General features: G+C 59.7%; 17 protein-coding genes and 1 pseudogene. 14 read left to right on the top strand and 4 right to left on the bottom strand.

What is annotated here, in order from left to right; genetic code table 11:
- The first annotated feature begins 69 nt into the window (after positions 1-69).
- Complete coding sequence (locus ACFVSI_RS10015; RefSeq protein ID WP_387822626.1) at positions 70-813, top strand: hypothetical protein; 744 nt, start codon at positions 70-72, stop codon at positions 811-813.
- 148 nt (positions 814-961) lie between these two features.
- A complete protein-coding gene (locus ACFVSI_RS10020) occupies positions 962-1,621 on the top strand; it encodes a hypothetical protein (RefSeq protein WP_387822629.1) in 660 nt (219 codons plus the stop codon).
- Positions 1,622-1,788: 167 nt separating this feature from the next.
- Here ACFVSI_RS10020 and ACFVSI_RS10025 read toward each other — a convergent pair whose 3' ends face one another.
- The 3 genes from ACFVSI_RS10025 to ACFVSI_RS10035 all read right to left on the bottom strand — a co-directional run bounded on the left by ACFVSI_RS10025 (position 1,789) and on the right by ACFVSI_RS10035 (position 4,801).
- Entirely contained in the window at positions 1,789-2,040 is a 252-nt protein-coding gene (locus tag ACFVSI_RS10025) for a hypothetical protein (RefSeq protein ID WP_387822632.1), read from the bottom strand.
- 717 nt (positions 2,041-2,757) lie between these two features.
- Positions 2,758-4,053 (bottom strand): hypothetical protein, encoded by a 1,296-nt coding sequence (locus ACFVSI_RS10030; protein WP_387822635.1) that lies wholly within the window; start codon positions 4,051-4,053, stop codon positions 2,758-2,760.
- A 31-nt stretch (positions 4,054-4,084) separates the two neighbouring features.
- Positions 4,085-4,801: a hypothetical protein gene (locus ACFVSI_RS10035; protein ID WP_387822637.1), complete on the bottom strand. Its 717-nt coding sequence runs from the start codon at positions 4,799-4,801 to the stop codon at positions 4,085-4,087.
- Positions 4,802-5,048: 247 nt separating this feature from the next.
- Here ACFVSI_RS10035 and ACFVSI_RS10040 point away from each other — a divergent pair, with 247 nt between their 5' ends.
- The gene (locus tag ACFVSI_RS10040) at positions 5,049-5,534 is read left to right on the top strand and encodes a hypothetical protein (RefSeq protein ID WP_387822640.1); all 486 of its coding nucleotides are present in this window, start codon (positions 5,049-5,051) and stop codon (positions 5,532-5,534) included.
- A 116-nt stretch (positions 5,535-5,650) separates the two neighbouring features.
- Here the strand turns inward: ACFVSI_RS10040 and ACFVSI_RS10045 are convergent, their stop codons facing one another.
- Complete coding sequence (locus ACFVSI_RS10045; protein ID WP_387822643.1) at positions 5,651-6,550, bottom strand: YDG/SRA domain-containing protein; 900 nt, start codon at positions 6,548-6,550, stop codon at positions 5,651-5,653.
- Positions 6,551-6,666: 116 nt separating this feature from the next.
- Here ACFVSI_RS10045 and ACFVSI_RS10050 point away from each other — a divergent pair.
- The 11 genes and pseudogenes from ACFVSI_RS10050 to ACFVSI_RS10100 form a co-directional block, all read left to right on the top strand.
- Positions 6,667-7,020 (top strand): annotated as a pseudogene (locus ACFVSI_RS10050) (CpaF family protein); the annotation flags it as partial.
- The gene (locus tag ACFVSI_RS10055) at positions 7,020-7,874 is read left to right on the top strand and encodes a type II secretion system F family protein (RefSeq protein ID WP_387822645.1); all 855 of its coding nucleotides are present in this window, start codon (positions 7,020-7,022) and stop codon (positions 7,872-7,874) included. The pseudogene ACFVSI_RS10050 and the gene ACFVSI_RS10055, both read left to right, overlap by 1 nt.
- Complete coding sequence (locus ACFVSI_RS10060) at positions 7,871-8,812, top strand: type II secretion system F family protein (protein WP_387822648.1); 942 nt, start codon at positions 7,871-7,873, stop codon at positions 8,810-8,812. Before ACFVSI_RS10055 ends, ACFVSI_RS10060 begins: the two co-directional genes overlap by 4 nt.
- A gap of 86 nt (positions 8,813-8,898) precedes the next feature.
- Positions 8,899-9,147 (top strand): hypothetical protein, encoded by a 249-nt coding sequence (locus tag ACFVSI_RS10065; protein WP_387822781.1) that lies wholly within the window; start codon positions 8,899-8,901, stop codon positions 9,145-9,147.
- Positions 9,147-9,545, top strand: coding sequence for a TadE/TadG family type IV pilus assembly protein (locus tag ACFVSI_RS10070; protein WP_387822775.1), 399 nt, complete (start codon positions 9,147-9,149; stop codon positions 9,543-9,545). Before ACFVSI_RS10065 ends, ACFVSI_RS10070 begins: the two co-directional genes overlap by 1 nt.
- On the top strand, positions 9,526-10,059 hold the full coding sequence (locus ACFVSI_RS10075) for a hypothetical protein (RefSeq protein WP_387822650.1): 534 nt from the start codon (positions 9,526-9,528) through the stop codon (positions 10,057-10,059). Before ACFVSI_RS10070 ends, ACFVSI_RS10075 begins: the two co-directional genes overlap by 20 nt.
- Complete coding sequence (locus tag ACFVSI_RS10080) at positions 10,056-10,583, top strand: pilus assembly protein TadG-related protein (protein WP_387822653.1); 528 nt, start codon at positions 10,056-10,058, stop codon at positions 10,581-10,583. The genes ACFVSI_RS10075 and ACFVSI_RS10080 overlap by 4 nt, the downstream gene beginning before the upstream one ends.
- Positions 10,584-10,666: 83 nt before the next feature.
- On the top strand, positions 10,667-11,788 hold the full coding sequence (gene prfB, locus ACFVSI_RS10085; RefSeq protein WP_387822655.1) for a peptide chain release factor 2: 1,122 nt from the start codon (positions 10,667-10,669) through the stop codon (positions 11,786-11,788).
- Between the two features lie 187 nt (positions 11,789-11,975).
- Entirely contained in the window at positions 11,976-12,740 is a 765-nt protein-coding gene (gene ftsE / locus ACFVSI_RS10090; RefSeq protein WP_144659817.1) for a cell division ATP-binding protein FtsE, read from the top strand.
- Positions 12,737-13,651, top strand: coding sequence for a permease-like cell division protein FtsX (ftsX, locus tag ACFVSI_RS10095; protein ID WP_144659818.1), 915 nt, complete (start codon positions 12,737-12,739; stop codon positions 13,649-13,651). Before ftsE ends, ftsX begins: the two co-directional genes overlap by 4 nt.
- 52 nt (positions 13,652-13,703) lie before the next feature.
- Positions 13,704-15,119: a peptidoglycan DD-metalloendopeptidase family protein gene (locus ACFVSI_RS10100; protein ID WP_387822660.1), complete on the top strand. Its 1,416-nt coding sequence runs from the start codon at positions 13,704-13,706 to the stop codon at positions 15,117-15,119.
- Positions 15,120-15,166: the final 47 nt, after the last annotated feature.

Here is a 15,166-nt window from a genome sequence, read left to right on the forward strand (position 1 = left end):
AACCAAAGTGTCTTAAAACTCTTGGGTTGCGAGACAACCCACCGCTACAGGCTGTGACAAAATCACAGCATGGCACCAGAGACACCAGCACCCAAGTACCTGAACCCCAGTTTTGCTTGTCCCCTTTGTGGGGCGCTCGCGGCCCAGGAGTGGCGTGACCTATATGTGTCCAACGGCAAGGGTGGCTTCCGCTACCTCGAGGACAGGCGGCGCCTTGATATGAAACCGGCAGCCGGGCCCCAATTCATCGATCCACGCTGGGCTGCCAGTGAGTGCTACGCCTGCGGGAACCAGTCGATCTGGCTGCATGGATCACTGGTCTATCCAGACCCTCTGTCGGCCCGAGTTGCCGTGGCTCACGCACCCCATGAGGAAATGCCAGCAGATGCAGCGGACCTCTTTCGCGAGGCAGTGGCGGTATTGCCTTTTTCTCGACGTGCCGCTGCGGCCCTATGCCGCGCCTCTATGGAACGGCTAGTCAAGTTTTTGGATCCAGAATGCCCCCGACGCGCTAAATTGGATGAGCGGCTAGTAAGACTTGAAGGGCGGCTTTCAACATCAACGATTGATCTGTTGAACGTCCTGCGTCATGTGGGCAACACCGCTCTGCACGGTGAACAGGATGGCGACGGGTCGGCAACTATCTATATCGACGAGGATGACGAGACTATTGCTGAGACTTTCTTCCTGGTAATCAACACCCTCGTTGATGAGCTGATTACCAAACCACGGCGCACCGCTGAGCTGTACGGCGCGCTCCCCGAGGGCGTGCGGAATGCGTACGAATCTAAGGCTGGAAGGGTAGGGGGCTGACCCCCCGACCATTAAGTCGCCTTCCCCGGCAGTGATAGCGCCTTTCCTCGCGTACGGAATGGAAAGCCTTGACCCTTTGACCTGATGTTCGTGGCAGCCGTCGACGTGCCGTGAAGTACATTGACCGCGAGGCAACTACGATCGGGTCATGATCGGTACAAGAGTCTTTGACATGGTGGTCAATGGAGTGTCCCTGATGGACACATACCAGGAATACCACGTCATCGTTGAGGATCGAGAGGCGATGCACCTCGCTGATCTGGTGTCCATCAGATCAGACCTTGAGGGGGCGTCGGCTGCTTGTGGTCTCTTCGAAGAAGAGGCGCGAGAGGACAGCGCTGATACTGCAAAGCTCCGCGTCTTCTTCGAGTCTGCCGTCATCTCGTATGCTCGTGCCTTCGCTTCGGGCAAAGGAAGTGGCGCCGGCAGACAGCGGAGCAAGATTGAAAACTTGTTGGGAAGCTTGGATCCGGAGCAGCGTTTGGCACACGATGACGTTCTCAGTATCCGCAACCGCCACGTGGGCCATCGCGTTGACCCGACCGAGCAGTCAGTTATGGTGCTTGCTACCTTTGACCGTCAGAGTCTGAAGTTCAAGGGCGTTGCACCATTCCTGGTGGATCGCATTGATGGTGGATTGATGGCCGGTCTTGCCAGCTGCGTGGGTTCGCTGGCGTACCTGGTTGATCTTGAGATTTCTCGCGTAATGGATCAGCTCGCGAAGTTCTACGAGCTTCAAGAATCCGAGGGGCGCATTCTGCCGGAGGCCTTGCTCCACGTCAATCCGAGGGGGCCGGAGGCGGACTGACCTTGTGGCAGGGGGGGGCACCCCGCCGCGCCATGCAACGGGACCGGTGGTGATAGCGCCTTTACTTGCGTACGGATTGGAAAGTCGACGGAACGGCAGAGTTCCGCTCCGTTGTTGGGATGTACGCCTATGTGACTGGTGCATTTCCCACCTTTTGTGAGTTCCGGTTACGTTCGGAACATTTCTGAGACGGCTGGATAAGTGGGGGGACCAACGGCATGTTCGAAGGTTTGGCCGTCCAGCCCGTAACCGAACGGATCCCCGCCCGGTATTGCGCGTCCGATTGGTAGCCCGTTCAGCATTGCCCATGCCATGGTGCCCATAGCCATATCTGGGATCTTGAGCAGATCCCGCAGGACTGCGTCAGGATCGTCGATGGCGCGCTTGTGTTCAAGTTCACTGTTGCGGCGTTGGGTCATGGGCATGAGGTGATCTGGCCGCACGCAAAGCGAGTTCCGGCAAACGTGATCCAGTGTCAGGCCGGGGCGGTGTCCGCCCACGAAGATGCCGTATGAGTATCGGTGTGCCAACCAGTCATGGTTGCCTATGCTGATCAGGCCATAGCCTTGTCGCGGTTCTCCGCTTGGGTTGGGCGTGACCTTGTTGCGCCGTCCTGTCCATGGCCAGCAACCAAACTTTCCGTCAAGCCCCTCGCGGCTAGGCGTGATGTTCGTGAGGAATCTCTCCGTTGTTCGGGCCATTGCTGCCGCTGACCGGATGGGCTCCTTCAACAGGAGATGCTCGTGGGCGCGGCAGTAGTCTTGGCGGGAATGGCCGGCCTCAAGCCGCGTTCCACAACCCGCCGCCTTGCACTGGGGCTTCTTGCGCTGCTGTTGGCGGTAGTGCTTCTCGCACAGCCCTTTGGCGTAGTGGGGTGGCGGTGCGATATGCCGGGGGAGTGTAGCCATGCAACGGACGCATCTACGTCCATATGTGTCCTTGGGTCGCGCCATATCATCGCCCTAATTTTGTCCTATATAACTCCGACGTACGATCATACCGATTCACCAACAGCCCCGCGAAATCGGCAATAACGGCGTCAGAATGCCCATATGAGACCAGCGAGAGTTAGGGCAATGAGGATGGTTGTTTGTGTTCGTTAGGGGGTGGTGTCGGAGCCGTAGCGAAGAGACCTGCTACCAGTGTTCGTGTGTTTTGGCAGGCTCCATGAAGTGCCTCCATGCTGGGTCATCACCCGGTCCCCCTGAGGGGACCTGGGGGCCGTCGTACTCCCATCGATCATTCGGTGCCTTCTTGGCGCCGATGGCAAACACCCACTCCGAGGTGGTGCGCCGCCAGGCCCACCACTGCTGCCCGTCGTTGGAAACCTGCATGGAAACCACCGCTCCGTCAGGCAAGCCCTTCTTGGCGAACGTCTCAGGTCCCAGGAACTCAAGCATGTCTGCACGGTAGCGGCCTGTGTTCCGGTAGTGCCCGGCATGGCATAGATGGAGGTATCCGAGCGCCGCCTTTGTCTCCTCGAACTCCCTTTGATCGAGCCTTTTACCTTCGCCATCAACGCCGTCCAGGCCGGCGTTGTCGATTAGTCTCTGCTTCTTATCGGCTGCCAATTGCTGGCGGGCGACCTCTGCCTCTTGTCCTTCATCGAACGCGGTGATGGCTTCCCGTACTGAGGTTGCGCGCGCCATGTCGAACCTTGCTCTTGGTGTGACCCCCGACAGGCGCCTCACACTGAGGCGCGTTCTCCACGCCAGTGCCAAGGCTGGTTTCAGCAGCTTGGCGTCGTTAGTAGTGCTGACCCTCATGAGCGTCAACGTGGATTCAAAGGACGCGTACAAGGTGAGTCCGTACAGGAAAGGGAGAAAGGCTGCCGTCATGCCAATCGGCAGCAAGAACTTTTTGGCTTCCCCGAGGTAATCAATTCGCGTCCACTGTGACGCGATCTCTGTCACGCTATGGACGATTACCAGAATGGCAAGGATTCCTACGAGAGTGTTGAAAACGTGGTGAGCGGTTCGTAGTCCTTGCTGCGTGCCCGTGTACGCGGCCAAAGCGCCGAAGAGGATGAAGCCTCCCTGGAGAACAACTTCCTCCAGAAGCCCGAAGGGATAGAGGTCCACCACGAACTGCACCACCACTGGTGCGGCTACCGCGCTAAGGGCAAGCTTGCGGAAGAAACCTGGTTCCTTCATTGCGCGGGGAACGCGCATGAAGTTGACCAGGGCGGTGGTCAGAAACCAAAGGATGGTGGGGGTTATCAGCTTTGCTTCCCAAATCCCGAGGGCTATGAGGACTGCCACCGAACCACTGGTATAAACAACCATGGTCATAAAGGGCACCATAATACGGTGCCCAAAGAACTGGCCCAGCAGGCCGAGTGCCGAACGCCGGGATGCTGGAAAGAGCAGGACCAAAAGTATGAATGCGGCGAACCAGATGGCGAGTGCCCATTCGCGATTATTGACTTCCACGGCCGAAAGCTTACTCGTAGTGAGTGGCTTCTTACTTGAAGACCTTGTTTAGCCAGCCGTTGCTTTCCTTGGAGAACAGGACGAAGATGTCCGAAACTTGATTGACGGGGTAATGCTTACGCAGCTTCTTGAGTTTTCGGTTGAACTTTTTCAGCCACTTTCGGTGTGAGACTTCGTGCCTTTCGATGCTGTCCCTCAAGGCGGAGGACTCTTTTAGAAGCCCGGCAAGACGGCCGTCCGCCAGCTGAAGGCGACCGCTGTCGTCCACGGGTGTGAAGAGTTCGCCACTATTTTTGATGACTCGCTCCGTTATCTCCAGCCGTAGTTCCTGGCGCATTTGATGCAGTTCCTGTACATGCCGCTTGTACCGACGCTCGCGGAGTGTACGCCCTATACGCATAATCAAGTAAACAGGATGGGCAACCGGCCCGGCCACTGCGTAGATGCTCAGAGATAGAGGGGTGAGCATCACGCCGAACAGTGCATAGAAGATGGACCAGAGGACAACCAGGGCTTCGAATGTGCGGTCCGAGTCCCCGTCGCCACGCCAATTCATCAGGATTCTAAGTGAAATTGCGATCGATGAACTTAGCAAAAGAACGGCGGAGAACATATAAGAGGCGAGGACGATTCTGACGGATGGACGGAGCTGCGGCCATTGAATGGCGCGGAGTTCCACAAGGATCGTCAGTGCAAGTAAGGGAGCTACCGCGATGGATGCCTCCCAGAAAGGGCTCTCGTTACCCACGGTATTACTCCTCCAGTTCATCGGGCACTTGATCCTACAGCTTGGAGGTTTCTGATTTTGCTATGTATCTCTTGGATGGTCAGATCTTCCCAGTATGGGGGCGGTGGGGAGCGGTGGCAGCCGCGCACCACACTGTTCCCGTTGTACGCCGAGGTTCCCACGCGTAATTTCGGGGCATCCTGTGTACAAGGGTGCGAATTACGGAAGGACTCGAACGGCTTTCCCGAAAGGATGACAAACTACGTCCATGGCATTGGAATGGATTGGTTCTGTCACGACCGCGGTCATGGGGTTAGCTGGTATCGGGGCCACGCTTTGGACACAGAAGCGGGGTAGGGATAATACGCTTGCCGTAGCCGCCCAGAATAGGACGCAAGACCGGAAGCGTGCGGCATACGAGCGCCTGCTGACCCAAGCTATTCATACAACCGAGTTTGTCGGGGGCGCGGATATTATTTGGCAACGCAATGCTCAGCCTCCTGACGTGGATTTTGAGTCCTTCGACGCATGGCTGTTGCTGGACCTCTACGCAAGTCCGACGTTCTTAGCGGGATACCAGGCCTGGTCGGGCGCGGTCGGGCGGCTACGGGACATCCTCCAAGAACTCCCAGAAGAGTTGCCTTGGTATGAGGCCGAGGTGGACATCCAGGAAAGTTTCCGGGGTGAGAAGGACGATATGGAAGACCTGCTAGAAGCGTTGAAGGATATTGCGCGCAGGGAGTTGTCCCAGTGACTGCGGTAATGCGAGCATGGCACCTGCCGGGGTAGTGGGCCGCGTTCGGTTTCCCCTGCCAAGTTAGCGTGGCAGCCTTCCAATACGAGCCGTTGAGCGTGCGGCGTCGTCTCTGGTTAGACGCCCGCCACGTGCTCCCGATGATAGGAGATGTTGGCAGGATCAACGGTGTGGATAAGTTTTAGTTTTCCGCGAACCCTGCCTGTTGCCTTTTCAAGGATGCGTAACTCGTCATCCAGATAGAGTCCGCCCTTATCGAAGAGCACGTGATCATTTGGGCATAGGCACAGGACGTTGCTGGGCACATCGTGGCCGTCATGCTTTCCGCCCAGCGGGCGAATGTGCGCACCTTCGGCATAAGCACCGGCATCAACCTCAAGGCGGATGCCGCAGAACTGGCAGGTGTACCCGTAATGCTCCTTTACGTATTGGGTTACCGCACTATTGCGAACAAGCCGTTGAACTACCGATGCCTGCCGCTTGGGTTTCCTGTTGCCCTCTGGGGGCAGGCCACCGCCATTGCTGTCGGAGTTCTTATCCGCTGGCGGTGTCCATGATCCCTGGCCTTCCAGCTTGCGAAGTTCGTACCGGTAGATCTGCGGGCCATCGTAACTGTCCTCCACCCAATGCCGGACGATGTAGAAGAGGCCGTCATACCGGTAGCCAGTCTTTGGGGAATGGGCTGGATCGCCGCCGGCGCCGCGGATCACGCGGATAGGCAAGCCCCTTTCCTCACTCAGTACCAGAGCCTTGTTTCCTCGGGTCAGCTTCTGATCTTCGACCTGGCGCCCGTTCTCGCGGCCGCCCTGGCCCGTGTATAGGATCCAGTCACCGTGGTCGCGGTCGTCCTTGTAGCCACCTGAAACAACGATGGCGTCAGCGCCATCCTCATAATTCCCGGAAATGCCGGCTTGTTTATGACGGTGCAGTCCCGTCGCTCGTACCTCGTCGCGATCTAAAAACGGCGTACCTGCCGGTACGCCGTCGATTTCCCCAAATATGCTCGATTCAGACACAAGCTTGATGATAGGCCTGCCAATGTTCGCGTGATCAAGACCCGCCGGGCGCATCTGAAAATTGGCATTAGATATTTAGGCAGGTTGTCCAGGGGAGTATGAACTGTGCCTGAACAAACTCCGGACTTCCGGGCATGTGCACTGTACACGCGAATTCAGCACACGACGCCGTCACCAAGATCTGCACGTTACCCCTGCTGGCCGGGGCCAACATCGCCACCGCCTTCGTGGTTCCCACTGTGGCATCGTGCATCGATCTGGTAGTCCATTGTGGCCGGCATCCATCGGGGCGACGGCAAGTCACCGAAGTCCTCGCTTTGGGCAGGCGGGTGGAAAACGGGATCATCGAGTCCTCCACGGTGTTTGGGATGATGGCAGGCCAGCTCCAACCGAAACCCAATGCGATGCCCGCTGCGGAAAAATTCGCCCGCGCAGGCTTCGACGTCTCCGCTCTGCTTGAGGTGAACTGATGGGACCGCTCCTGGGGATTCTATGCGGCTTCGGGCTATTCCTTATCTGGTGGTCCACGTGGGAGCGGCCAGCTCCAAGACTTGGAAAAAACAAGCGGCGTCGGTTGGACCAGTTGCTTCTGTCGGCGGGGATAGAACGGGTAACGGGGTTCGCACTGCTCCTTACGTGCGGCGGCTTTGGCTTGGCAGTAGCTGTCGTGTTCTACGTCGCTACAGGATCGCCTGCAGTTTCGCTGTGCTTCGGTTTGTTCGGATCCTGGGTGCCCGTGGGGATCGTTCGGTGGAGAGCGCGAAAGCGGCGTGCGGCACTTCGTTTGCTGTGGCCTGATGTCGTGGACCACCTGCGCTCAGCCATTCGCGCTGGCCTCTCTTTGCCCGAGGCCCTGATCCAGCTGGGATCCAAGGGCCCGGAAGAGCTGAGATCGCTCTTCCTTGACTTTGGCGTGGACTACCGCGCCGGAGGGCACTTTGAGGGAGCCCTTGACAGGTTGAAAGACCGGCTCGCAGATCCTGTTGCGGACCGCATCCTTGAAGCCTTGCGAATGACCCGCGAGGTGGGAGGATCTGACCTGGGCCGCATGTTGGGGACCTTATCGGACTTCCTCAGGGACAACGCCCGGACCCGCAGCGAGCTGGAGGCCAGACAATCATGGACCGTCAATGCCGCCAGGTTGGCGGTGGCCGCACCGTGGATAGTTCTGTTGATGATGGCCAGCCGACCGGAGGCGATGCTGGCCTATAACTCAGTGGCAGGTGCAATGGTGCTCCTGGGTGGCTTGCTGGTCTCGGTGCTCTGTTATTCATTGATGCTCCGCGTCGGTGCATTGCCTGACGATGAACGAGTTCTTCGATGAGCACGTCACTGACCTTGGCCGTATTTGAGGGAGTGTTGCTTGGAGTCGGATTCTGGCTGATCCTGGTGCGTCTGCCGTTCATGCGTCGAGTGACTTTTTCCGAGCGCATCAGCCCACAGTTGAAGGCCAGGAATCTCGAGTCCCGCCTACTGGCTCACCCGGAACAAGACCTTGGCGCCTTTGGGCCCTTGGAACGGATTCTACGTCCCTTTTTCCGGGATGCCATGACCTCAATATCACGCTTGAATGCCGGGACCGCGGCCGCCACAAAGCGGCTTGCCCGTTCGGGTTCCACGAAATCAATCCTTGATTTCCGGGTTGAACAGATTCTCTGGGCCGGTGGCGGCATGATCCTCGCATTGTTGGTCATCGCGGTCCGTGCCGGGGCCGGACAGTTCAGTCCCGTCCTTGCACTCGTTGCCGTGATCGGAGGCGCCCTTGGAGGTTACGTGCTCCGCGATTTTGTGCTCGGCCAGCGGATACGACGACGCGAAAGAAGGATGTTGTCGGAGTTCCCCAGCCTTGCAGAACTCATGGCGTTGGCAGTGGCCGCCGGAGAAAGCGCTTTGGGGGCCATGGACCGAGTGAGCCGCAGTTCCCAGGGTGAACTTTCCAACGAGTTCAGTTTGATCCTGGCGGATGCCCGATCGGGAAAGCCACTTGCTGAGGCGCTCCAGGCCTTTTCGGGCCGCGCAGAGTTGCCTCCGCTGGTCAGGTTTTTCGATGGCTTGGTGGTCGCTGTGGAACGTGGAACTCCGCTGGCCGATGTCCTTCGGGCGCAGGCTGCCGATGTCCGGGATGTCGCCAAACGTGAACTGATGGAATCTGCGGGCCGGAAAGAGATAGCCATGATGGTCCCGCTTGTTTTCGGCGTCCTGCCTCTCACAGTTTTGTTCGCCGCTTTTCCGGCCATCGCAGCCCTGCAGCTGAGCCTCTAAGGCCGGCGGCCACACACGCCGGGGTCCTGCCCTCATTCCCCTCTGGCAACAAACGTCATTAGACCATCACCACGATTGGGAGAACCATGAAAATTATCGCAAGCACGTCGTCCATGGCATCCACAGCATCAGTCCGGGCCCTCGCGGCCCGGAGCCGGCTCATGAGCGTTGTCGTTCGGGCAGTCCCTGGCCCCGCGGAACGAGAGCGTGGAGACGTGCCTGGGTGGGTCATGATCACACTCATGTCCGCGGCGCTGGTTGCCGGCCTTCTCGCCCTGGCTACGCCTGCTTTGAATGACATGTTCACTCAGGCCATGGCAAAGGTGGGCAAGTAATTCGTGCGTTGGGGCGGCAGGACCGGTCCGCCGCGGAACGGGGGTCGGCTGTGGTCGATTTCGTGCTGGTCGGAGCACTGCTGACCGTGTTTTGCATGTCAGTCATCCAGCTCATGCTGATCCTCCATGTCCGCAATACACTCATAGACGCCGCAGCGTCGGGAGCGCGCTACGGCGCACTGGCCGACCGGACACCCTCGGATGCCGAAGCCCGAACGGTCGAGCTGATCACGTCTGCGTTGAACGCAGGATATGCGCAGGATGTCACCACCCAAGAAGTGGACATCGAGGGCATCCGCACGCTGGAGATTTCGGTGAGGGCACCGATGCCGGTTCTGGGGCTGCTGGGACCTGGCGGATTGATGGAGGTGCGCGGACATGCTGCGCTTCCTGGCTGAACACGCAGGGGTCGTTGGGCGGGGACTCCGGCAAAGGGCACGCCATGCGCTGTGCTTGGCCGAAATGTCGTCCGATGGCAACCTTGGTTCCCGGAGCCTCGAAAGACAACGGGGGAGTGCGGTCGTCGAGTTCACCTTCCTGGCCATCCTGCTGATGGTGCCACTGGTCTATTTCGTCGTGACCGTCGGGCAAATCCAGGGGGCATCGTTTGGCGTGGTCGGGGCGGCAGACCAAGCGGCAAAGGTTTTCGTCAGCCAGGCGGATCCGGCACGGGCCAAGCTCGCAGCTGAGCAGTCAGTTGTGGTGGCCTTGGCTGACTACGGACACACGGCCGAACAGGCAACGGTGGAGATTGCCTGCGATCAGGAAGACTGCCTCGCGGCCGGGGCGAGCGTAACCGTGACGGTTCGCTTGGACGTACCCCTTCCGATGGTTCCGTTCGGGGACAAACTGCATATGGACGCCAGCAGATTGAGCTCCTCCGCCACCCAAATCGTGGGACGATTCCAGTGAGCAGGGCAGGTGCAAACCAAACAGCGGGTTTTGCCCCCAGGGCCAGCTCCGGCAACGCAGTCCGGACGGGGCGCCGACTCCGGGACCCAAGCAGGCCCGGCGACGACGGACAAATCACCGTGCTCATTCTTGGATACGTGCTGTTGGCCCTCCTTCTGGCCACCGTGGTGATGGCGGCGTCCGCAATGTATCTGGAGCACAAGAAGCTCCTGTCGCTGGCCGACGGTGCCGCGCTCGCGGCAGCAGACTCGTACCTGGTGGAGGACCTTCAAGGCGGGAACGTGCCTGCCGTATCACTGGCCGATGACCGGGTATTGGCCACGGCGGAGTCTTATCTGGACAAGAGCAAAGCCTTTGCCGCACATGACCGCTTGGTGGTGGCGGAGGGAACCGGGAGCGAACCCGGTGGCACCGCTGTTGTGGTCCTCAGGGCAGTGGCCCATCCGCCGCTGGTCAGTTTCCTGGTTCCCGAGGGGATGGTCATCGAGGCGAAGGCAACTGCGCGCTCGAGGCTAACGCAGTAATCGGAGGCTAAGGCGGTAATGATGGAGCAGCCGGATGGGCAACCGCCAGAGCATCCCGGTCGATAGCGTACGCTGGGATAACCATGGCTGAAATTGATTTTCCCGCAGAAATCCGCGCCCTTCGAGCAACGTACAGCTCCATCGAGAACGTCACCGACGTTGATGCCCTCAAAGCTGAAATCGCCGAACTGAGCGAGCAAGCCGGAGCCCCGGATCTCTGGGACGACCCCGCTTCAGCGCAGGTAGTCACCTCCCGCCTGTCCCACCGGCAGTCGGAAGTCGAACGCCTGGAAAAGCTTGAGGCCAGGATCGACGATCTCGAGGTCTTGGTCGAACTGGGCCAGGATGAGGGCGATGAAGCGTCCATGGCGGAGGCTGCCAAGGAGCTGGAATCCATCCGCAAGGCCCTGGCTGAACTTGAAGTTGTTACCTTGCTCTCGGGTGAGTACGACGAACGAGAGGCCGTCGTGACCATCCGGGCCGGAGCAGGCGGCGTGGACGCAGCCGACTTCGCCGAGATGCTGATGCGGATGTATCTGCGATGGGCCGAACGCCACGGCTACCCCACCACGGTGATGGACACCTCCTACGCTGAAGAAGCAGGCCTGAAATCGGCCACCTTCGAGGTCAAGGCACCCTACGCCTTCGGCACCCTCAGCGTGGAGGCAGGCACCCACCGTTTGGTACGCATCAGTCCTTTCGACAACCAGGGCCGGCGGCAGACCTCGTTCGCGGCAGTTGAGGTCATCCCGCTGATCGAGCAGACCGATTCCATTGAAATCCCCGACAACGAGATCCGCGTCGACGTTTTCCGCTCGTCCGGTCCGGGCGGGCAGTCGGTCAACACCACTGACTCCGCAGTACGGTTGACGCACATTCCCACGGGGATTGTGGTCTCCATGCAGAACGAAAAGTCGCAGCTCCAAAACAGGGCGGCCGCCATGCGGGTGCTGCAGTCCCGGTTGCTTCTCCTTAAAAAGGAACAGCAGGACGCCGAGAAGAAAGCCCTCGCGGGCGACGTCAAGGCATCGTGGGGCGACCAGATGCGTTCCTACGTTCTGAACCCCTACCAGATGGTCAAGGACCTGCGGACCGAACACGAAGTGGGCAACACATCTGCTGTGCTCGACGGCGACATCGACGACTTCATCGACGCGGGTATCCGCTGGCGGACCGGCAACCGTAACGCCGCTGCCAGCTCATAAGCAGGGGGCTGCCAGCAGCCTTCCAGACTCGCCCTTTATTCGGCGACACGCCCCCTAAAGCCGCGGGATGCGGGCATGCCCGTGCGTATAGTCGAATGGCCGGTGCTCTCACTTCCCCCATCGAAAGCCCGCGCTCCGGCTGTTGGACTGGGCGACTTAAGTCATGTCCGGCGGGGTACTAAGGGCCATGATCAGATTTGAGAATGTCACCAAGGTCTACGAGCAGAATGCCCGACCGGCGCTCGATTCTGTCAGCCTTGAGATCAACCGCGGCGAATTCACGTTCCTTGTGGGTGCCTCGGGCTCAGGCAAATCCACCTTTCTCCGGTTGATCCTCAAGGAAGACAAAGCCTCTGCCGGGTCCGTCTATGTCGCCGGGCAGAACGTTGCCAACATTTCGAGCTGGCGCGTTCCCAAGCTGCGTCGCGGCATCGGTGTGGTGTTCCAGGATTTCCGCCTGCTGCCGCAAAAGAATGTTTTCGCCAACGTTGCTTTCGCCATGCAGGTTATCGGCAAGAGCCGTTCCATCATCCGCGAAACCGTCCCCGAGGTCTTGAAAACCGTTGGCCTTGAAGGCAAGGAACGGCGCATGCCGCACGAACTCTCAGGTGGTGAGCAGCAGCGTGTGGCGATCGCACGCGCCGTCGTAAACCGTCCCGGGATCCTTCTTGCTGATGAGCCGACCGGAAACCTGGACCCCATTACCTCGATGGGCATCATGGGCGTCCTGGACAAGATCAACCAAAACGGCACCACAGTGGTCATGGCTACCCACGACGACGACATCGTGAATGAAATGCGCCGCCGCGTGGTGGAACTGAAGAATGGAAAAGTCATTCGCGATGAGGCCAAGGCCCTGTACACGTCCATGATTCCGGTAGTAGGCGAGTCGCGCAGGCTCAAGGATGCCAGTGGCGAGGAACTCGACCGCGCTCAGGGGGCACAGCTGTGAGGCTCCTTTTCATCCTGGGGGAAATCGGCAGCGGGCTGCGCCGGAACCTGTCCATGGTCATCTCCGTGGTCCTGGTGACCTTTGTGTCCCTGACCTTTGTTGGTGCAGCGGGAATGCTTCAGATGCAGATCAACCAGATGAAGGGCTACTGGTACGACAAAGTCCAGGTAGCCGTGTTCCTCTGCAATGACGGCTCGACGGCGGTCGGTTGCGCCTCGGGGCCGGCCACGAAGGAGCAGCAGGACAACGTCCGGGCCATGCTGGAGTCACCTGCGGTGAAGCAGTACATCAACGATTTCCAGTTCGAATCCCAGGCCGAGGCGTACAAGCACTTCAAGGAGCAGTTCTCCAACTCTCCGATCGTCGATTCGGTGTCCGAGGACCAGTTGCCGGCCTCGTTCCGCATCAACATGAAGAACCCCGAAAAGTACCAGATCATCAGCGAGACATTTTCCTCCCAGCCCGGAGTAGAGACGGTCAGCGATCAGAGACAGGTCCTGGAGCGAATCTTCTCCTGGATGAACGGGGCATCGGTGGCCGCAGTGGGTGTCGCCGCAGTGATGATTTTCTGCGCGGTACTCCTGATCACCACCACCATCCGGCTATCGGCGTTCAGTCGACGGCGCGAAACCGGAATCATGCGGCTGGTGGGAGCTTCGAAAACCGTAATCCAACTGCCGTTCATCCTCGAAGGCGTCATTGCCGCCGTCGTGGGCGCGGTTTTGGCCTCCGTGACGCTGTGGCTGATGGCCCACTTCTGGCTTAACGGCGACCTCTCCAAGCAATTCCTGAACACCCCGTTCATCTCCTCCACCCAGGTCCTGGTGATTGCGCCGGTGCTGATCGCGCTTGGTGCCGGGCTGGCGGGGATCTCGTCGCTGTTGACTCTCCGGAAATACCTGAAGGTATAGCCATGCCCTTGTTCTCCGGACTTTCCACTGCTGCAATCGAAAAGGATTCCTGATGACCACGTTGGACCCGATTACACTGCGTAGGCGCTTTGCGTCGGGCCAGGCGCGGATGCTGGGCGCCGTCCTCGCCGTCGGGCTGGCTGTCAGTCTCCTCTCCGGAACGCCGACGGCCCATGCCGACAACCTGGATGACCAGCAAGCCGCACTTGAAGCGGAGGCGGCACGGGTACAGGCGTCCTTGGAGTTTGTGGACGCGAACATTGCCAAAGCCGCCGGCGATCTTGTGATCTACCAGGGCCGCCTTCCGGGCGCCCAGCAAGCGCTGCTCGAGGCGCAGGGTCGCGTTGCAAGCGCCGTCAAGGAAGTAGAGGCCCTGGCCGCCCGCGTTGAGCTTGCACAGCAGAACAAGGCCAAAATCACGGAGCAACTGGAAAATGACAAGCAGAAAATCAGCGATACCAAGAAACTGATTGGGCAGATCGCGTCCCAGGCCTACAAGTCCGGCGGCGTACCCACCAACGTCGCCCTGTTGTTCGGCTCCAGCGAGTCCGGCAATTTGACTGAGTCCATGGATTTGGCAGATCAGGCCATGCGGAGCCAAAACGCGGCCATGACCAAGCTGACCCAGCAGAATGCGACCAACGTGAACTCGCAGGCGAGGCTGGTGGCAGTCGAGGAAGAAATCCAGGACCTGAAAGCCAAGGCTGACGCCGCGCTTCAACGGGAAAAATCCGCTCGGGACGAGGCCGCCAGCAAAAAGGCCGAAGTGGACAAGCTGATCGAGGACACGACGCGCCTCAACGGACAGCTGCAGGCAGCCAAGCCCGGGATTGAAGCAAACCTTGCCCGGGTGAAGGCAGAGCAGGACTCTGTTGCTGCGGAGATTGTGGAGCGTGACCGGAAGCTGCGCGAAGCCTGGGAAGCAGAACAGCGCCGGCTCGCCGCAGAGGCAGAAGCCGCGGCAGCTGCAGCGGCCGCTGCCGCCGGCCGGCCGGCACCTCCCGAGACGCCGTACGTCCCGCCTGCTGCCGGGTCGCCGTCGGCCTTTGGCCTGCGTCATCCTTTTGCCAGCTACGTTCCCATCACTTCCGGCTTCGGATGGCGCGCGACGCCGCCCGGAACCATCGATTTCTACGGCACCGGCGGTTACATGCACACAGGCATCGACTTCGGCGCTGCGTGTGGAACGCCTGTCTACGCCGCGGCAGCGGGAGAGGTTTTCAACTCAGGGTGGAACTCCGCAGATGGTGGCGGCTGGCGGGTCAAGCTGTCCCATGGCGTCGTGCAAGGAAACTCGCTAACCACCATCTACTACCACAACAGCAGCATCGTGGTGGCGAACGGACAACGGGTCGCGCAGGGCCAGCTCATTGCCTATTCCGGGAGCACCGGTAACTCCACGGGTTGCCACGCGCACTTCGAGACGTGGCTGAACGGCACGGCAGTGGATCCCATGACCCTCCTCTAGAGTCCGGAGATGTCCCTCCGCTGGCGTACACTGGTTCAAATCCGCAT

Source organism: Paenarthrobacter sp. NPDC057981, from assembly GCF_042886835.1.
Lineage (GTDB): Bacteria > Actinomycetota > Actinomycetes > Actinomycetales > Micrococcaceae > Arthrobacter.

Bases quoted from the DNA above. Each gene is read 5' to 3' on its own strand.
- ACFVSI_RS10015 (WP_387822626.1), top strand. From the start codon at position 70: ATGGCACCAGAGACACCAGCACCCAAGTACCTGAACCCCAGTTTTGCT.
- ACFVSI_RS10020 (WP_387822629.1), top strand. From the start codon at position 962: ATGATCGGTACAAGAGTCTTTGACATGGTGGTCAATGGAGTGTCCCTG.
- ACFVSI_RS10025 (WP_387822632.1), bottom strand. From the start codon at position 2,040: ATGACCCAACGCCGCAACAGTGAACTTGAACACAAGCGCGCCATCGAC.
- ACFVSI_RS10040 (WP_387822640.1), top strand. From the start codon at position 5,049: ATGGCATTGGAATGGATTGGTTCTGTCACGACCGCGGTCATGGGGTTA.
- ACFVSI_RS10055 (WP_387822645.1), top strand. From the start codon at position 7,020: ATGGGACCGCTCCTGGGGATTCTATGCGGCTTCGGGCTATTCCTTATC.
- ACFVSI_RS10060 (WP_387822648.1), top strand. From the start codon at position 7,871: ATGAGCACGTCACTGACCTTGGCCGTATTTGAGGGAGTGTTGCTTGGA.
- ACFVSI_RS10065 (WP_387822781.1), top strand. From the start codon at position 8,899: ATGAAAATTATCGCAAGCACGTCGTCCATGGCATCCACAGCATCAGTC.
- ACFVSI_RS10075 (WP_387822650.1), top strand. From the start codon at position 9,526: ATGCTGCGCTTCCTGGCTGAACACGCAGGGGTCGTTGGGCGGGGACTC.
- prfB (WP_387822655.1), top strand. From the start codon at position 10,667: ATGGCTGAAATTGATTTTCCCGCAGAAATCCGCGCCCTTCGAGCAACG.
- ftsE (WP_144659817.1), top strand. From the start codon at position 11,976: ATGATCAGATTTGAGAATGTCACCAAGGTCTACGAGCAGAATGCCCGA.
- ACFVSI_RS10100 (WP_387822660.1), top strand. From the start codon at position 13,704: ATGACCACGTTGGACCCGATTACACTGCGTAGGCGCTTTGCGTCGGGC.